Annotated in this window: 14 protein-coding genes; 7 read left to right on the top strand and 7 right to left on the bottom strand. The window is 65.1% G+C overall.

Going from position 1 to position 15,786, the window contains the following annotated elements:
- Positions 1 to 17: 17 nt before the first annotated feature.
- The 5 genes from E4L98_RS17970 to E4L98_RS17950 all read left to right on the top strand — a co-directional run bounded on the left by E4L98_RS17970 (position 18) and on the right by E4L98_RS17950 (position 6,889).
- Positions 18 to 1,694 carry an electron transfer flavoprotein-ubiquinone oxidoreductase gene (locus E4L98_RS17970; protein ID WP_205746767.1) on the top strand — a complete coding sequence of 559 codons (1,677 nt, stop codon included), beginning with the start codon at positions 18 to 20 and terminating at the stop codon, positions 1,692 to 1,694.
- Positions 1,695 to 1,937: 243 nt separating this feature from the next.
- Positions 1,938 to 2,834, top strand: a complete 897-nt coding sequence (locus tag E4L98_RS17965; protein ID WP_135202922.1) for a flagellin N-terminal helical domain-containing protein — start codon at positions 1,938 to 1,940, stop codon at positions 2,832 to 2,834.
- A gap of 99 nt (positions 2,835 to 2,933) precedes the next feature.
- Entirely contained in the window at positions 2,934 to 3,887 is a 954-nt protein-coding gene (locus E4L98_RS17960; RefSeq protein ID WP_135202921.1) for a hypothetical protein, read from the top strand.
- 60 nt (positions 3,888 to 3,947) lie between these two features.
- Positions 3,948 to 6,131 (top strand): tetratricopeptide repeat protein, encoded by a 2,184-nt coding sequence (locus tag E4L98_RS17955; protein ID WP_135202920.1) that lies wholly within the window; start codon positions 3,948 to 3,950, stop codon positions 6,129 to 6,131.
- Positions 6,128 to 6,889 carry a class I SAM-dependent methyltransferase gene (locus E4L98_RS17950; RefSeq protein WP_135202919.1) on the top strand — a complete coding sequence of 254 codons (762 nt, stop codon included), beginning with the start codon at positions 6,128 to 6,130 and terminating at the stop codon, positions 6,887 to 6,889. The genes E4L98_RS17955 and E4L98_RS17950 overlap by 4 nt, the downstream gene beginning before the upstream one ends.
- Before the next feature lie 63 nt (positions 6,890 to 6,952).
- On the opposite strand, the gene flhA is transcribed toward E4L98_RS17950, so the two are convergent.
- The 7 genes from flhA to E4L98_RS17915 are packed head-to-tail and all read right to left on the bottom strand — an operon-like array spanning position 6,953 to position 13,269.
- Positions 6,953 to 9,040: a flagellar biosynthesis protein FlhA gene (gene flhA / locus E4L98_RS17945; protein ID WP_135202918.1), complete on the bottom strand. Its 2,088-nt coding sequence runs from the start codon at positions 9,038 to 9,040 to the stop codon at positions 6,953 to 6,955.
- A complete protein-coding gene (locus tag E4L98_RS17940) occupies positions 9,037 to 10,173 on the bottom strand; it encodes an EscU/YscU/HrcU family type III secretion system export apparatus switch protein (RefSeq protein WP_135202917.1) in 1,137 nt (378 codons plus the stop codon). Before E4L98_RS17940 ends, flhA begins: the two co-directional genes overlap by 4 nt.
- The gene (locus E4L98_RS17935; RefSeq protein ID WP_135202916.1) at positions 10,166 to 10,948 is read right to left on the bottom strand and encodes a flagellar biosynthetic protein FliR; all 783 of its coding nucleotides are present in this window, start codon (positions 10,946 to 10,948) and stop codon (positions 10,166 to 10,168) included. Before E4L98_RS17935 ends, E4L98_RS17940 begins: the two co-directional genes overlap by 8 nt.
- Positions 10,949 to 10,955: 7 nt before the next feature.
- The gene (gene fliQ, locus E4L98_RS17930) at positions 10,956 to 11,228 is read right to left on the bottom strand and encodes a flagellar biosynthesis protein FliQ (protein ID WP_135202915.1); all 273 of its coding nucleotides are present in this window, start codon (positions 11,226 to 11,228) and stop codon (positions 10,956 to 10,958) included.
- A 9-nt stretch (positions 11,229 to 11,237) separates the two neighbouring features.
- The gene (gene fliP / locus E4L98_RS17925; RefSeq protein WP_135202914.1) at positions 11,238 to 12,011 is read right to left on the bottom strand and encodes a flagellar type III secretion system pore protein FliP; all 774 of its coding nucleotides are present in this window, start codon (positions 12,009 to 12,011) and stop codon (positions 11,238 to 11,240) included.
- Positions 12,008 to 12,382: a FliM/FliN family flagellar motor switch protein gene (locus E4L98_RS17920; protein WP_205746766.1), complete on the bottom strand. Its 375-nt coding sequence runs from the start codon at positions 12,380 to 12,382 to the stop codon at positions 12,008 to 12,010. The genes fliP and E4L98_RS17920 overlap by 4 nt, the downstream gene beginning before the upstream one ends.
- A gap of 2 nt (positions 12,383 to 12,384) precedes the next feature.
- Positions 12,385 to 13,269 (bottom strand): FliM/FliN family flagellar motor switch protein, encoded by an 885-nt coding sequence (locus E4L98_RS17915; RefSeq protein WP_135202912.1) that lies wholly within the window; start codon positions 13,267 to 13,269, stop codon positions 12,385 to 12,387.
- Positions 13,270 to 13,868: 599 nt separating this feature from the next.
- Here E4L98_RS17915 and fliE point away from each other — a divergent pair.
- Together fliE and fliF are read left to right on the top strand one after the other, a co-directional pair.
- The gene (fliE, locus tag E4L98_RS17910) at positions 13,869 to 14,216 is read left to right on the top strand and encodes a flagellar hook-basal body complex protein FliE (RefSeq protein ID WP_135202911.1); all 348 of its coding nucleotides are present in this window, start codon (positions 13,869 to 13,871) and stop codon (positions 14,214 to 14,216) included.
- A gap of 21 nt (positions 14,217 to 14,237) precedes the next feature.
- Positions 14,238 to 15,786: flagellar basal-body MS-ring/collar protein FliF (fliF, locus tag E4L98_RS17905; protein WP_135202910.1), on the top strand; the 1,549-nt coding region annotated here is incomplete at its 3' end.

The raw sequence follows: 15,786 nt of genomic DNA, 5'->3' as shown, positions 1-15,786 counted from the left end.
CACTATAACTACAAACCATGACACAGCCACAAAACCTCGTAGAACAATACGGCCCGCGCGACGCGATGGAGTATGACGTCGTGATCGTCGGCGGCGGCCCGGCAGGCTTGTCGGCAGCGATCAAGATCAAACAGCTGGCCGCGGCCCAGGGCCAGGAAGTGTCGGTCGTCGTGCTGGAAAAAGGCGGCGAGCTCGGCGCGCACATCCTGTCCGGCGCCGTGATGGATCCGCGCGCGCTCACCGAGCTGATCCCGGACTGGAAGGAAAAAGGCGCGCCGCTGAACACGCCCGTCAGCGAAGACCGCGTGATGTTCCTGACCGAGACCAAGGCGTATCAGACCCCGAACTTCATGGTGCCGAAATGCTTCGAAAACCACGGCAACTACGTGATTTCGCTCGGTAACGTGGTGCGCTGGCTGGGCCAGCAGGCCGAGGCGCTGGGCGTGGAAATCTTCCCCGGCTTTGCCGCGGCCGAGGTGCTGTACAACGACGACGGCTCGGTCAAGGGCATCGCCACCGGCAACATGGGCGTCAAGCGCGACGGCGAAGCCGGCCCCGACTTCCAGCTCGGCATGGAGCTGCACGGCAAGTACACGCTGTTCGCCGAGGGCGCGCGCGGCCACCTGGGCAAGCAGCTGATCGCCAGGTACGACCTGAACAAGGGCAAGGATCCGCAGTCCTACAGCATCGGCATCAAGGAATTGTGGGAAATCGACCCGGCCAAGCATCAACCCGGCCTGGTGATCCACACCACCGGCTGGCCGCTGGACGCCAAGACCTATTGCGGCTCGTTCCTGTACCACCTGGAAAACAACCAGGTCATGGTCGGCTACGTGGTCGGCCTGAACTACGAAAATCCCTATCTGTCGCCGTACGAGGAATTCCAGCGCTATAAGACCCACCCGGAAATCCGCCAGTTCTTCGAAGGCGGCAAGCGTATTTCCTACGGCGCGCGCGCGATCACCGCCGGCGGCCTGCAGTCGCTGCCCAAGCTGGTGTTCCCCGGCGGCGCGCTGATCGGCTGCGATGCCGGCTTCCTCAACATGAGCCGCATCAAGGGCAGCCATGCCGCCATCAAGTCGGGCATGCTGGCCGCCGACGCCGTGTTCGAGGCGCTGGGCGCCGGCCGCCAGGGCGACGAGCTGGCCGCCTACCCTGCCGCGTTCGAGCAGTCGTGGCTGCACGAGGAACTGCACGTGGCGCGCAACGTCAAGCCGTGGCTGAGCAAAGGCCTGTATCTGGGCTCGATCATGACCGGCATCGACCAGATCGTGTTCCGCGGCAAGGCGCCGTGGACGCTGCGCCACGCGCACGCCGACCACGAATGCCTGAAGCCGGCTTCGCAATTCCAGCCGATCGCCTATCCCAAGCCGGACGGCAAGCTGACCTTCGACCGCCTGTCGTCGGTGTTTATTTCCAACACCAACCACGCCGAAGACCAGCCCATCCACCTGACGCTGAAGAATGCCAGTGTGCCGGTGGACGTCAACCTGCGCCAGTACGCCGGTCCGGAACAGCGCTACTGTCCGGCCGGGGTGTATGAATTTGTCAAGAATGACGACGGCAGCGACCGCCTGCAGATCAATGCGCAGAACTGCGTCCACTGCAAGACCTGCGATATCAAGGACCCGACCCAGAACATCGTCTGGGTGACGCCGGAGGGCGGCGGCGGTCCGAACTATCCGAATATGTAAATGACAACGGCGCTGCGGCGCCGTTTTCTTTTGTTCAGCCCGGTTTCTTGCTTCGCGCCGCACATCGGTCCATAATTTGCCGGGTGCAAACCACGGTAAACAGCGGCTTTGCGGCGTTGTTACAATTTTTTTGAAGAATTTCCTTAAGGCATTTAATGTCCTCCCAGATACGGTCGTCTTGTACTTGGGAGAGCACAAAGAGTACTTTGCTCCGAACTGAATCCACCTACCAGGAGTTATTTCATGCTGAGCCTTCACACCAACACCGCGGCCCTTTCCGCACAGAACTCGATCACCCGCACCCAAACCGCGCTGTCGACTTCGCAGACCCGCCTGAGCACCGGCTTCCGCGTCAACTCGGCAATGGATGACGCTGCTGGCCTGCAGATCGCTACCCGCCTGAAAGCCCAGACCAGCGGCATGGCCATGGCAATGCGCAACACCCAGAATTCGATCTCGCTGCTGCAAACCGGCGAAGGCGCCCTGGACGAAACCACCAACATCCTGATCCGCATGAAAGATCTGGCGACCCAGTCGTCGGACGCCGCATCGACCAACGATGACCGCACCGCCGCCCAGGCTGAATTCGACGCACTGTCGAACGAACTGTCCAACATCATCGGCAACACCTCGTTCGGCGGCACCAAGCTGTTCACCGACACCACCGGCACCTTCACCTCGAGCACCACCCTGTCGTTCCAGATCGGCGCCTCGAGCAGCGAAAAAATGGATGTCGACCTGCAAACCTCGACCGGCACCATGACCACCGCCCTGGTCGGCGCCGCCACCCAGTTCAAGTCGGACGGCACCGCCGGTGCCGCCGGTGGCGCCAGCGCCGGTACGGAAATCATCAGCGCCAGCGCGGCCAACAGCTCGATCGACAAGCTGAAGAGCGCGATCGACGCGGTCGGTTCGCTGCGTTCGCAACTGGGTGCGGTGGCCAACCGTCTGGACCACGTGTACAACAACCTGCAGAACATCTCGACCAACACCAAGGACGCGACCGGCCGTATCATGGACACCGACTTCGCCGCCGAATCGTCGAACATGACCTCGTCGCAGATGCTGCTGCAAGCCGGCACCGCCATGCTGAAGCAGTCGAACAGCACCTCGTCGCTGGTAATGTCCCTGCTGCAGTAATCGTAGTATTATCCGGATACCAATGTATCCGGTTGAACAAGGGCCAACCGGACAACCGGTTGGCCTTTTTTATACCCGCACTATCGGAAAGCGCGCCTGATGGCTTTAGATCGTATCGGACCAGCAAACCGTCCGCTCAGCGTACCGGACCGGCCGCAGACGCAGCCAGGGCAGGTCACGCGCGTGCCCGGCAGCGAAGGGCCGTTCGATCCCGACTTCGCCACCGGCCCGCTGGGTCCGGCCGCGCCCACCGGTCCGACCGGTCCGAATTCCGTCGGCGCCATCCTCGACGGCCCCGACACCGCCGCGTCCCCCGCGCATGCCGAGGCGCTGGCCGCCGCTTTGGCCGAAGCCGCCGATGTCATCGATGCCGCCGCGATGCGCCCCAACCAGGTGTTTCTGTCGCGCCAGCTGGTCTGGCAGCCGCCCGACACCTCGGCCATGGCGGCTTCCTGGCAAATCATGGTACGCACCTACGGCGAACAACGCGCCGCCTGGCTGGAACAGGCCAGCGGCCAGCACCTGCCCGCCAGCCTGTTCATGACCGAACAGCTGCCGGCCAGCCTGCGCGACGGCCGCCCGGGCCTGCCGCTGGTGACCGAGATGGAGCCGTGGCGCTTCGCCGTGTACGCCTGGGGCGCCGAGCGGCTGGTGCTGAAGGTGGTGGTCAAGGACGATGACGAATACGACCGTAACCGCCGCAAGCGCACCCGCGTGGCGCTGCGGCTGGAACTGACGCTGCCCGGCCTTGGACGGGTGGTGATCCAGCTGGAACCTGCCAGCGCCAACGGCGTGGTGATGGAAATCGGCGCCGCCCAGACCGCGGTGATGCAGCACATGCGCGACATCCTGCCGCAGGTGGCGGCGGTGGTCAGCCGCGCTGGCCTGACCATCCTGCGCTGCCGCCTGCGCCGCGAACTGCCGGCCGCCGGCGGCGAACATGCCTACCCCAGCCGCATGCACACCGCTACCCTGACCCAGGCCGTGTTCAAAGCCATGGCCGAAGTGGCGGTGTTGCTGTCGCAACCCACCGTCGCCGACGAACTGCAATGAGCGCGCCACGCCCGGTCGGCGCTCTTGCGGCCGTGCGCCGCCCCTTTTTATTTTCTTTCTATGGCAATTTCATCCACCGTTGACCAGTTGTTCGCGCAAGCGCTGCAATTCCACCAAGCCGGCCAGTTGCCGCACGCGCTGCAGGGCTACGAGCAAGTATTGCGGCTGGCGCCGCGCCATTTCGACGCGCTGCACAACACCGGCATCGCCGCCTTTCAGAGCGGCGCGTTCGACACCGCGGCCAGCTTCTTCCGCTCCGCGCTGACGGTCGACCCCGAACACGCCACCGCCCACAACAACCTCGGCAATGCACTGCGCGAACTGCAACTGATGGAGGAGGCGCTGCGCAGCTACGACCGCGCGCTGGCGCTGGACGCCGCTGACGCCAACACCCACTTCAACCGCGCCGTCACGCTGCAATCGCTGCTGCGCATCGACGAGGCGCTGCAGGGATACGAACAGGCGCTCACGCTGGCGCCCGGCGACGACCAGGCATGGAGCAACCGCGCCGCCCTGCTCGCCCAGGCCCGGCAATACGAGCAGGCCCTGGTCCACGCCGAGCAGGCGCTGGCCCTGAATCCGCACAACCTCGACGCCCACCACCAGCGCGGCAATATCCTGCACGCGCTGGGCCAGGATGACGAGGCCGAGCGCAGCTACCGCCAGGTGCTGGCGCTGCTGCCCGAGTTCGCCGAGGCCCATTACAGCCTCGGCCGTTTGCTGCAGGCGCGCGGACGCCAGGCGGAAGCCCTGCAGGCGCTGGAACAGGCGCTGCGGCTGCAACCGCAGTTGTTGCAGGCGCACTGGCAGCGCGCGGCCGTGCTGCGCCAGCTCGGCCAGCCCGACGCCGCGCAACAGGCCGACGCGGCCGCGCTGACGCTGCAAACCCGGCTGGTGGCCGCCTACCGCCAGCGCGGCCAGGAACTGGAACAACTGCGCCATTACGAATCGGCGGCCGCGCTGTACGCCGCCGCGCTGGAGCTCGATGCCGACAACGCCGACCTGCGCCGCCTGCACGCCGACGCGCTGGCCAACACCCGCCAGCACGAGCAGGTGCTGGCCAGCCTGCGGCGGGCGCTGGCGCTGAAAATGGAGCGCGGCGCGCACCGGCAGGCGCCGGAGCAGAGCCCGTACGCCGACCTCGACCAGCAGGTCGAGCAGGCCCGCATCGCCTTCGAAAAACTGACGCGACTGGCGCCCGACAATCCGCTGGCGCATGTCAATCTGGGCACCGTGCTGCAGGGGCTGGGCCTGCGCGACCAGGCCATGGCCAGCTTCGAGCGCGCGCTGGCCATCGCGCCCAACTCGCCGCTGGCCAACTGGAACAGTGCCCTGCTGCTGCTGGCGCGCGGCGACTATGAACGCGGCTGGCAACGCTACGAAGCGCGCTGGAAAGTCGGCCAGCTGGCGCTGACACCCTATGCCGGCCGCTATCGGCAGCCGCAGTGGACCGGCAACGAACCGCTGCAGGGCAAAACCCTGCTGCTGCACGCCGAACAGGGACTGGGCGACACCATCCAGTTCTGCCGCTATGCGACGCTGGCCAGGCAACGCGGCGCGCGCGTGATCCTCGAAGTACAGGAGGCGCTGGCGCAGCTGATGACCAGCATGGCCGACGCCGACCAGGTCATCGTCAAGGGCGGCGCCCTGCCCGCCTACGACTTCCACCTCCCGATGTTGAGCCTGCCGCTGGCCTTCGGCACGCGCGTCGACAGCATCCCGGCCGCCGGTGCCTATCTGCGCAGCGACGCCGCCAAACGGGCGCAATGGCAGCAACTGCTCGGCCCGAAGAGCAGCGCGCGTATCGGCGTGGTCTGGAGCGGCCGCGCCGCCCACGGCAATGATCACAACCGCAGCCTGCCGCTGGCCACCCTGGCGCCGGTGTTCGCGCAATCCTGCGAATTCATCTGCCTGCAACAGGAAGTCCGGCCCGAGGACCAGGCGCTGCTCGACACGCTGCCGGTGCGCCAGGTCAGCCACCTGCTGCGCGACTTCAGCGACACCGCCGCGCTGTGCGACCTGATGGACGTGGTGATCACCGTCGACACCAGCGTCGCGCACCTGGCGGGGGCGCTGGGCAAGCCGGTCTGGATCATGTTGCCGACCCCGTTCGAATGGCGCTGGTTCGAGCATGGGGCCGGCAGTCCGTGGTATCCAAGCGCCACGCTGCTGCGCCAACAACAGATCGGCGACTGGGCGCCGGTGGTCGCGGCCGTGCAGGCCGGCTTGCGGGCGCTGGCATGAACGCGCCGGCCGTCGCCCATCCCTGCCCCGTCTGCGGCGCCGCGACCGTGATCCACGACGTGGTCGACTTCAACAAGAGTTGCGAGGAAGCGCGCCGCTATTTCCTGCCGCTGTCGGGGCGAGCGGTGTATTATCACCGCTGCCCGGCGTGCGCGTTCACGCTGGCGCCCGAGCTGTGCGGCTGGAGCGACCAGGAATTTCAACAGCACATCTACAACCAGCGCTACATCGACATCGACCCCGACTACGTGAGCAAGCGGCCGCTGGCCAATGCCGACTTCCTGCAACGGCTGTTTGGCGACGGCAAGGCGGCGATCCGCCACCTCGACTATGGCGGCGGCAGCGGGCTGCTGTCGCAAACGCTGCGCCTGCACGGCTGGGACTCCAGCTCCTACGACCCGTTCCCGCGCAACGGCCAGCGGCTCGACGAGCTGGGCCGCTTCAACCTGATCAGCGCGTTTGAAGTGTTCGAGCACGTGCCGGATCCGGCCGAGCTGATGCAGAACATCACCGCCCTGATGGCGGACGAGTGCGTGGTGATCTTCTCGACCCTGCTGTCGGACGGGCATATCGAGCCGAACCGCCGGCTCACCTGGTGGTACGCCGCGCCGCGCAATGGCCACATCAGCCTGTTCTCGAAACAGAGCCTGATCGTGCTGGCCGAACGGCACGGCCTGCAGTTCGGCAGCTTCAACAACGTCACCCACTGCCTGTTCAACCGCCTGCCGCCGTGGGCGACAAAGCTAACCGGCGCTTAAAACCCCGAATCGGGGACAGACCACGATTTTGAAATATTCCAAAATCGTGGTCTGTCCCCGCTGTTAGCCGACAGTGCCGATGATGCTGACTTCGCGGTTTTCCGGGATTTCGTTGTAGGACAGCACGTGCAGGCCCGGCGCGAACAGGCGCGCGTAGCGCGCCAGCAGCGGCCGGATCTGCGGCAGCACCAGCAGCAGCGGCGGCGTCGCCTGCTGCTTCATCTGCTCGCGCGCCACCGGCATGTTGACCTGCAACTGCGCCAGCAAATGCGGGTCGATCGGGTAGTTGTCCAGCACCACCTTGCCGCTCTGACGCGCCTGGTTCAGTGAGCTCAGCAGCATGTTCTCCAGGTCGCCGCCGAGGTTGAACGCCTGCATCTCGGTCTTCTGTCCGAACAGGCCGGTGACGATCTGGCGCCGCAGCGCGCAGCGCACTTCCGCCGCCAGCAGGATCGGGTCCTTGGTGGTTTCCGAGCTGTCCACCAGCGTGGTGGCGATCGGCACGATGTCTTTCAGCGAGACGTTTTCCGCCAGCAGTACCCGCATCACGCGCAGGATCTGCGTGTGCGTCAGCGCCTTTTCCAGCGTACCCGCCAGCTTGGGCGCCATCGCCGTCAGCCGGTCCATCAGCGCCGGTACGTCTTCGTGGCGGAACAGTTCCGGCAGGTATTCGCGGATCAGCTTGGACAAATGCGTGGCCACCACGCTCGGCGCCTCCACCACCTGGTAGCCCAGCCCCAGCGCGTTGGCTTTCTCGCTGGTTTCGATCCAGGTCACCGGCATGCCGTAGGCCGGTTCGATGCCGGGGATGCCGTCCACCTGGCCGTACACGTTGGGCGACGGAATCGCCATCAGCCGGTCGGCAAACACTTCCGCCTGCGCCACCACGTTGCCCGACAATAGCACCGAGTACTGCGAGGGTTTGAGGCCGAGGTCGTCGCGCACCGAGATCGGCGGCAACAGCAGGCCCATCGATTCGGACAGGCTCTGGCGTACGCCGCGGATGCGCTTGGTCAGCGGTTCGCCGTGCGCCTTGTCGATCAAATTGACCAGCTTGTAGCCGACCGCCACCTGCAGCGGCTGCACGGCCGGCAGGCTGTGCCAGTCGAGCTCGGGCGCGCGCTCGTCGCGCAGCGCCGCTTCGATGGCGTCGAGGTTGCTGGTGTCGGGCTTGACCACCCGGTTCAGCTGCTTCCAGCCGACGTAGGCCAGCACCACCGCGAAGGTGCCGAACATCTGCCACGGCATGCCCGGCACCAGCGCCATGATCAGCATCACGCCGGCCGCGCTCAGGATCACCTGCGGCGACGCCAGCAGCTGGCTGCTCACCTGTTGTTCGAAATCACCCGAATCCGAGATACGGGTCACCAGGATCGCCGCCGCGGCCGACAGCAGCAGCGCCGGGATCTGCGCCACCAGGCCGTCACCGATGGTCAGCAGCGCGTACTGCTTGAAGGCGTCGCCGAACGACATGTCGTTCATCAGCGAGCCGATCGCCACGCCGCCGACCATGTTGATGATCAGGATCAGGATCGAGGCGATGGCGTCGCCGCGCACGAACTTGGAGGCACCGTCCATGGCGCCGTAGAAATCGGCCTCGGTGGCCACGTCCTGGCGCCGCTGCTGGGCTTTTTCCTGATTGATCAGGCCGGCGTTGAGGTCGGCGTCGATGGCCATCTGCTTGCCGGGCAGCGCGTCCAGCGTGAAGCGCGCCGACACTTCGGAAATCCGCTCGGCGCCCTTGGTCACCACCATGAAGTTGATGATCATCAGGATCACGAACACCACGATGCCGACCACGTAATTGCCGCCGATGACCACCCGGCCGAACGCCTCGATCACGTGGCCGGCCGCGGCCGTGCCCTCATGGCCGTGCAGCAGCACCACCCGGGTCGAGGCGACGTTCAAGGTCAGCCGCAGCATGGTGGTGGCCAGGATCACCGTCGGGAACACCGAGAAATCCAGCGGTCGCCGCGCCGACACCGACACCAGGATCACGATCAGCGCCAGCACGATGTTGAACGTGAACATCACGTCCAGCAGCAACGGCGGCAGCGGCAGGATGATCATCGCCAGGATCACCAGCAGGAAGGCCGGGGTGGCAAACTTGTGGCGACGCGCCTCCGCAATCAGCGTCTGTATGAAATTCACTGCTTAACCTCGCTCATGGATGTGGGCACTTCTACCTGGTTTGGACGGTCCGGCGCGGCGTTGCGGCGGCCGGCACGGAAAGCTTGCAACTGCAGCACATAGTTCAGCACCTGCGACACGGCCTGGTACAGCTGCACCGGGATCTGCTGGTTGACCTGGCTGGTGTTATAGATGGCGCGCGCCAGCGGCGGCAGCTCCATCACTTCGATCCTGAATTCGACGGCCAGCTGGCGGATGTACAGCGCCATCTCGTCCAGGCCCTTGGCCACCACGTACGGCGCCTCGGCCTTGTTGGTGTCGTACTTGAGCGCCACCGCGTAGTGCTCGGGGTTGACGATCACCACGTCGGCGCTGGGCACCGTCTTGCGCGCGCTGCGCCGCGCCATGGCGCGCTGCAGCTGGCGGATGCGGCCCTTCACCTCGGGCCGGCCCTCGGTCGACTTGTGCTCTTCCTTCAGATCCTGCTTGCTCATGCGCTGGCTCTTGGCGAAGAAATACGCCTGTGCCGGCACGTCGATCAGGGCGAACATGACGAACACCGCCACCAGCGACATCAGGCCGTCCAGCATCAGCGCCGCGCCGCCGGCGACGGCCTGGCCGAGCGGCATGTGCTGCAGCTGGTTGTAGGGGCCGACGCCGGCGCGGGCCACGTGGATCAGCACGGCGATCAGCACGCCGGCCTTGCCGATCGAGATCAGCAGCTCGGTGCCGTGCTTGGCGCTGAACAGGCGGCCGATGTTGGACACCGGGTTCATGCGCGAGAACTTCGGTTCCCAGTTCTTGGTGCTCATCACCCAGCCGCCCGGGATCATGGCGCCCAGCATGATGCAGAACGGCACCACGAACAGCGGCAGCAACATCTTGATCAGCAGCCACATCGAACTGCTGAACACGGTGGACATGGTGTTGTCGATCGCGCCCTCGCTGTCCAGCGGCGCAAAGCTCTGGTGAAAGATTTCGTTGAACTCGTCCATGTAGCCGGGCAGCAGGTAGACGAACAGCTTGAGGCTGACCAGGATGCCGAGCGCGGTCGACAGATCGCGCGAACGGACCACCTGCCCTTCCTCGCGGGATTTCTTCAGCTTCTGCTGTGAAGCCTTTTCTGTTTTGTCGCCGCTGCTGTCGTCAGCCATGGAGGGCCACCTGCATCTGCTGGCGTATCATGTCCAGCACCATATTGGTCATGCGCGCGTAATGCTCGGGGATGAAGCGCACCAGCTCGGCCAGCATCATCAGGCCGAAGATGGTGATCACGGAAAAGCCCAGCGCGAACAGATTCAGCGCCGGCGCCACGCGGTTGAGGAAGCCGAAGCCGATCTGCACCACCAGCGTGGAAAACACCACCGGGATCGCCAGCAGCATGGCCGCCGAGAAGATCCAGGCGACATTGTAGGCCACGGTCTGCATCAGCAGCGGCCCGAAGCCGGCGCCCAGCGGCCAGGCCTTGAAGCTCTGCGCGATCACGTTGGTCATCACCAGGTGGCCGTCGATGGCAAAGAACACGATGATGGCCAGCGCCGACAGCAGCCCGGAAGTGACGTCCGACGACTGGCCGTTGAGCGGGTCGTTCATCACCGCCATCGACATGCCCATCTGCGACGACACCAGGTAGCCGAGCACGCCGATCACCGCCATGCTGAAGTGGAAAGCCAGGCCCAGCACGAAACCGATCAGCCCTTGCTCCATGGTCGCCACCGCGCCGTGCAGCGAGAACGGGTCGATCGGCGCGCCGGCACCGGTCACCGGCAGCATCACCACCGCCAGCACCAGCGCCAGCAGGATGCGCACCGTCACCGGCGTCACCGCCTCGCCCAGCACCGGCGCGCCGATCAACATCGCCAGGATGCGGCAGAACGGCCACCACAGGGCGGTCAGCATCGGCAGCAGCTGGGCGAAGACCTGTTCCATGCGCGGCTCAGCCGACCAGGGTGGCGGCGCGGGTGAAGATGGAGACGCAGAAGTCCATCAGGTAGGTGGACATCCAGCGCCCGGCCAGGATGATGGCCAGCAAGGTCACCAGCAGCCTGGGCAGGAAGCTCAGCGTCTGCTCGTTGATCTGGGTGGCGGCCTGGAACAGCGCCACCAGCAGGCCCGTGATCAGGCCCGGCACCACCAGGATCACCACCAGCAGCATGACGATGTGCAGCGATTCGACCACCAGGTCGACGGCAACTTCCGGGGTCAGCATACGCAGCTCCTAATACGCTTGGATGCTCGTCACGAGCGTGTTCACGGTCAGGGTCCAGCCGTCCACCAGCACGAACAGCAGCAGCTTGAACGGCAGCGAAATCACCAGCGGCGACAGCATCATCATGCCCATCGCCATCAGCACCGACGACACCACCAGGTCGATCACCAGGAACGGGATGAACAGCATGCAGCCGATCTGGAACGCGGTCTTCAGTTCGGACAGCACGAACGCCGCCAGCTTGACGGTGAACGCGTGGTCTTCCGCCTTGGCGATGGTATCCTCGCCGGCCAGGTGGGCGATCTGCTGCAGCGCCGCCTTGCTGGTCTGCGCCAGCATGAAGCGCGACACCGGCTTCTGCGCGATCTGCAGGGCGGTGTCCAGGCCGATCTTGTCCTGGTCGTAGGGCACGAAGGCCTCGGTCCAGATCTGCTCGCCGATCGGGCGCATCACCAGCAGCGTCAGGATCAGCGCCACGCCGGTGATGATGCGGTTGGGCAGGCCCTGCTGCAGACCCAGCGCCTGGCGCAGCAGCGACAGCACGATCACGAAGCGGGTAAAACTGGTCATCATCATGACCATCACCGGGAGCAAGCCCAGCAAGGTCATGATGATCAGGATTTGCATCTTGACCGTCAGTTCGGTCTTGGCCCCCGGCACCACATTGGCCAGCAGGTCGACCGCCTGGGCCGGCGCGCACCAGCCCGCCATGCCCAGCACCACCGCCGCCGCGGCCGCGCCGGCCCACCGGCGGCGCCGCTGCGCAGTCACGCGGCAGGTCATGGAGTCATCATGTTGTCGAGATTCAGGCCGTCGAGGTCGATCACTTTGAGGCCATAGTTCTCGCCGGCCACCACCACTTCGGCGCGGCCGATGGCGGTGCCGTTGACCTTGATGACCAGCGGCTCGCCGGCCAGCACGTCCAGTTCGACCACGCTGTCGGGACCGATGTTCATCAGGTCCTGCAGCGAGATCCGGGCCGAACCCACTTCCAGCGTCAGCGTGACCGGGATCTTGCGCATCATCGCCGGCAGGTCGCGGCGCGGCGCGACGGCCGGCACCTCGGCCAGTTCGTTGCCGGGCTGATCGATGATCATTTCTTCCGACAAGTCGTCCAGCAAGGCGTCGCTAGGGTTGGCTACGTTCATGTTCATCATTATTCGGCGTCTTCAAAAGAGGTTAAACACAGTTTGCCTTTGTGCTCGGTCACGGCGGCCGTAAACAGGCGCGAATCTTCGAGCAAGACGTCGGCTCGGGCCAGGCTGATCGGGATCACGTCCCCCACCTGCAGATCGTACAGGCTGCCCAGCGAGACTTCCTTGCTGGCCAGGCGGCCCACCAGGCCCACCTGCAGGCGCTGCGCCAGCGGCGCGGCCGGCTTGGGCTTCTTGCCGTTGTCGCGGTCGCGCAGCAGGCCGCGCAGCACGTCGGTCATCAGGTTCTTGTCGAGCGCGAACCAGAAGCGCCCCGGCGCGCCGCCGGCCGCCTCGCTGACGGTGACGGTGATGGCCCAGGTGCCCTTGGGCGGATGCGAGCCGGGTACCGCCTTGACGTCGGCGTCGGCCTCGGCCGGCGCATCGGGCGCGCGGTCGCTGCGCGGCAGATTGGCTTCGATGCGGCCGACCAGCGCCCCGGTCAGCTGTTGCCCGAGCACCACAGCCAGGCGCTCCTCGGTGGCGGTGACGCGCACCGTGCTTTCATCGATGGCGGCCGTGCCGTCGGCCTTGGCCTCGCTCTTGGCGCCGCTGCCGTAGCGGTAGTTCAGCACGCTGAGCAGCACCTTGCGCTCGAGCGAAAAGGCGATCTGGCCGGCCGGCGCGGCAAAGCTCAGCCAGCGGCTGCGGATCTCATTGCCCTCGAGCCGGCTGAAGCCGACCTCGTCCACCTGGAAGCCGCCCCAGTAGCGGCGGTTGACATTCAGGCGCATGGTCTGCGCCAGATCGTCGCGCAACTGTGCCGCAAAGATATGCAGCAGATGCACCGGACGGCCGAGCAGGCTCGGATCCAGAACTTGATGTTGCGTCTGTTTTGTCGTCGTCATGTATAGGCCAGGTCGGATAATTCTTCCCACTCCTCCATCATCGCACCATCCGGCAGCTTCCATCCAGCGCAATTTACAGGTTTGGTTTGCAATCCTAACGTAAAGTAGGATGATGCCGGTAGCAGCATACCTCAAAATTCACATTATTGCTAATACACAATATTTGGCGCCGCATTTTTCCTACGGTAAATTCCACTTTACAATAATGTTGCTAGGAGGTAAGCTTAGAGGCCTCGCACTAGTCACTACATTGCTCTGCAACACACCTTAACAAACTGCGCTTAGTGAATGATTCATAACGACATTTGCTTTAAAAAAACGTAGTTTCACGTAGCGCCGCGACACACTGCAGAAAATTTACATGAAGAAAATATTGCGTAACAAATAAGGCGCCAGAAACGGTGTCCGGCGTCGGTGCCAGTCTGACAGCGTTACACTATTTTTTTGACAAGACTGTGACACAGAGCAACGAAATTTTGTCACCTTGAGTATAAGTCGCCACATATTCCTTCGGGAGACTTGCTGCTTTCGGGCAATCTCGCTAAGGTAATCATCTGGATTCAACGCAGTATCAAACGCTGCAAAACGGGGGTAGCAAGATGAGCAACGGATTCTCCAGCCTGATACAGGCCGACCTGGCCGCGCTGACCAACGCGGCGCAAAACCTGAGCAACGGCGGTGGCATCACGGCGGCCCAGCAGTTCGGCGCGCAGGACGCCCAGCCCGGCTTCTCCTTCGCCCAGGCCATGCAGAGCGCGCTCGACGGCGTGAATACCCAGGATGCCGCGGCCGGCCAGAAAATGGCCGACGTCGACAGCGGCAAGAGCGACGACCTGGTCGGCGCCATGCTGGCCAGCCAGGAGGCCGGCCTGTCCTTCTCGATGTTGATGCAGGTCCGCAACAAGGTGATGGGCGGCCTCGACGAACTGATCAAATTACCGCTGTAAGCCCACGCGAAAGCACACAACGTGATAAATACCATCAAGTCCGCCTTCGAGCGCTGGCGTTCGAACCCGGGCGCTTTGGCGCTATCCCCCAATCTGCTGAAAACCCTGTACCCGCTGCTGATCCTGGCGATCGGCCTGACCGCGCTGGTTATGCTGTACATGTGGAACAGTCAGGCCAGCTACAAGCCGGTGTTCGGCGCGCGCGAGAAAGTCTCGGCGCCCGACATGATGACCGTGCTCGACGCCGACCACATCCCCTACCGCATCCACCCCGACAGCGGCCAGGTGCTGGTGCCCGATTCGATGCTGGGCAAGGTGCGCATGCTGCTGGCCGCCAAGGGCGTGACCGCGCAGCTGCCGGCCGGCCTGGAGCTGATGGACAAGAACGACCCGCTGGGCGTGTCGCAGTTCGTGCAGGACGTGCGCTTCCGCCGCGGCCTCGAGGGCGAGCTGGCGCAATCGATCATGACGCTGGACGCGATCGCGCATGCGCGCGTGCACCTGTCGATCGCCAAGTCGACCTCGTTCGTCTCGGCCGACGGCGACAAGTCGTCGGCCTCGGTGGTGGTGCAGCTCAAGCCGGGCGCCACGCTGACGCCGGAAGCGATCGCCGCCGTCGTCAACATGGTGGCCGGCAGCGTCGCCAGCCTGGCGCCGCAGCGCGTCAGCCTGGTCGACCAGGCCGGCAACCTGCTGTCCGCGCACATCGACCTGGCCGACGGCTTCGACGCCGGCACCAGCGGCAACGACGCGAGCAAGCGCTACCAGGAAGAAGTCAAGACCAACATCAAGGGCCTGCTCGGTCCGGTCATCGGCGACGACAATTTCCGCATGTCGGTGGCGGCCGCGGTCAACAACGACCGCGTCGAGGAAACCGTCGAGAAATACGGCGCCGATCCGAAAGTCACCAGCGAAGCCATGCGCGAGGAACAGGACCGCAACCGCATGGTGATGGGCGTGCCGGGCACGCTGTCGAACCGGCCGCCGCCGGCCAACGCCAACCCGGCCGCCGCCACCCAGCAGACCGCCGGCGGCGCCACCGATCCGAACGCCAGCCAGCCCGACGGCAGCGCGCGCAAGAACGCCACCTCGCGCCAGTACGCGTATGACCGCAGCATCGTCCAGACCAAGCGCAGCCGCGGCCAGCTGGAAAAGCTGAGCGTGGCCGTGGTGCTGGCCCAGGCCGCCGCGCCGACGCCCAAGACCGGCTGGAGCGCCGCCGAGATCGCCAACATCGACAAGATCCTGCGCAACGGCCTGGGCATCAACGCCGAACGCGGCGACCAGCTGGTGGTGTCGGCCATGAACTTCCCGCCGAAGGCCGCGCCGGTGGCCTGGTGGGAAGAGCGCGACAATATCGTCGACATCAGCAAGTACGTGATCTATGGCCTGGCAGTGCTGTTCGGCTACCTGCTGATCCTGCGTCCGCTGATGCGCCTGCTGACCATGCGCTTCACCCCGGATCCGCAGGAAGCCCAGCGTATCGCCGCCGAACGCCGCGCCGCCGAGCAGGCCGCCGTGGCCGCCGCGCGCGAAGCCAAGGAAGCGGCCGCCCGCGACGGTCAGGGCG

This window comes from Duganella callida (genome assembly GCF_004614165.1).
GTDB classification, from domain to species: Bacteria; Pseudomonadota; Gammaproteobacteria; order Burkholderiales; family Burkholderiaceae_D; genus Rugamonas; species Rugamonas callida.
This window is presented reverse-complemented; position numbering and strand designations above follow the sequence as displayed.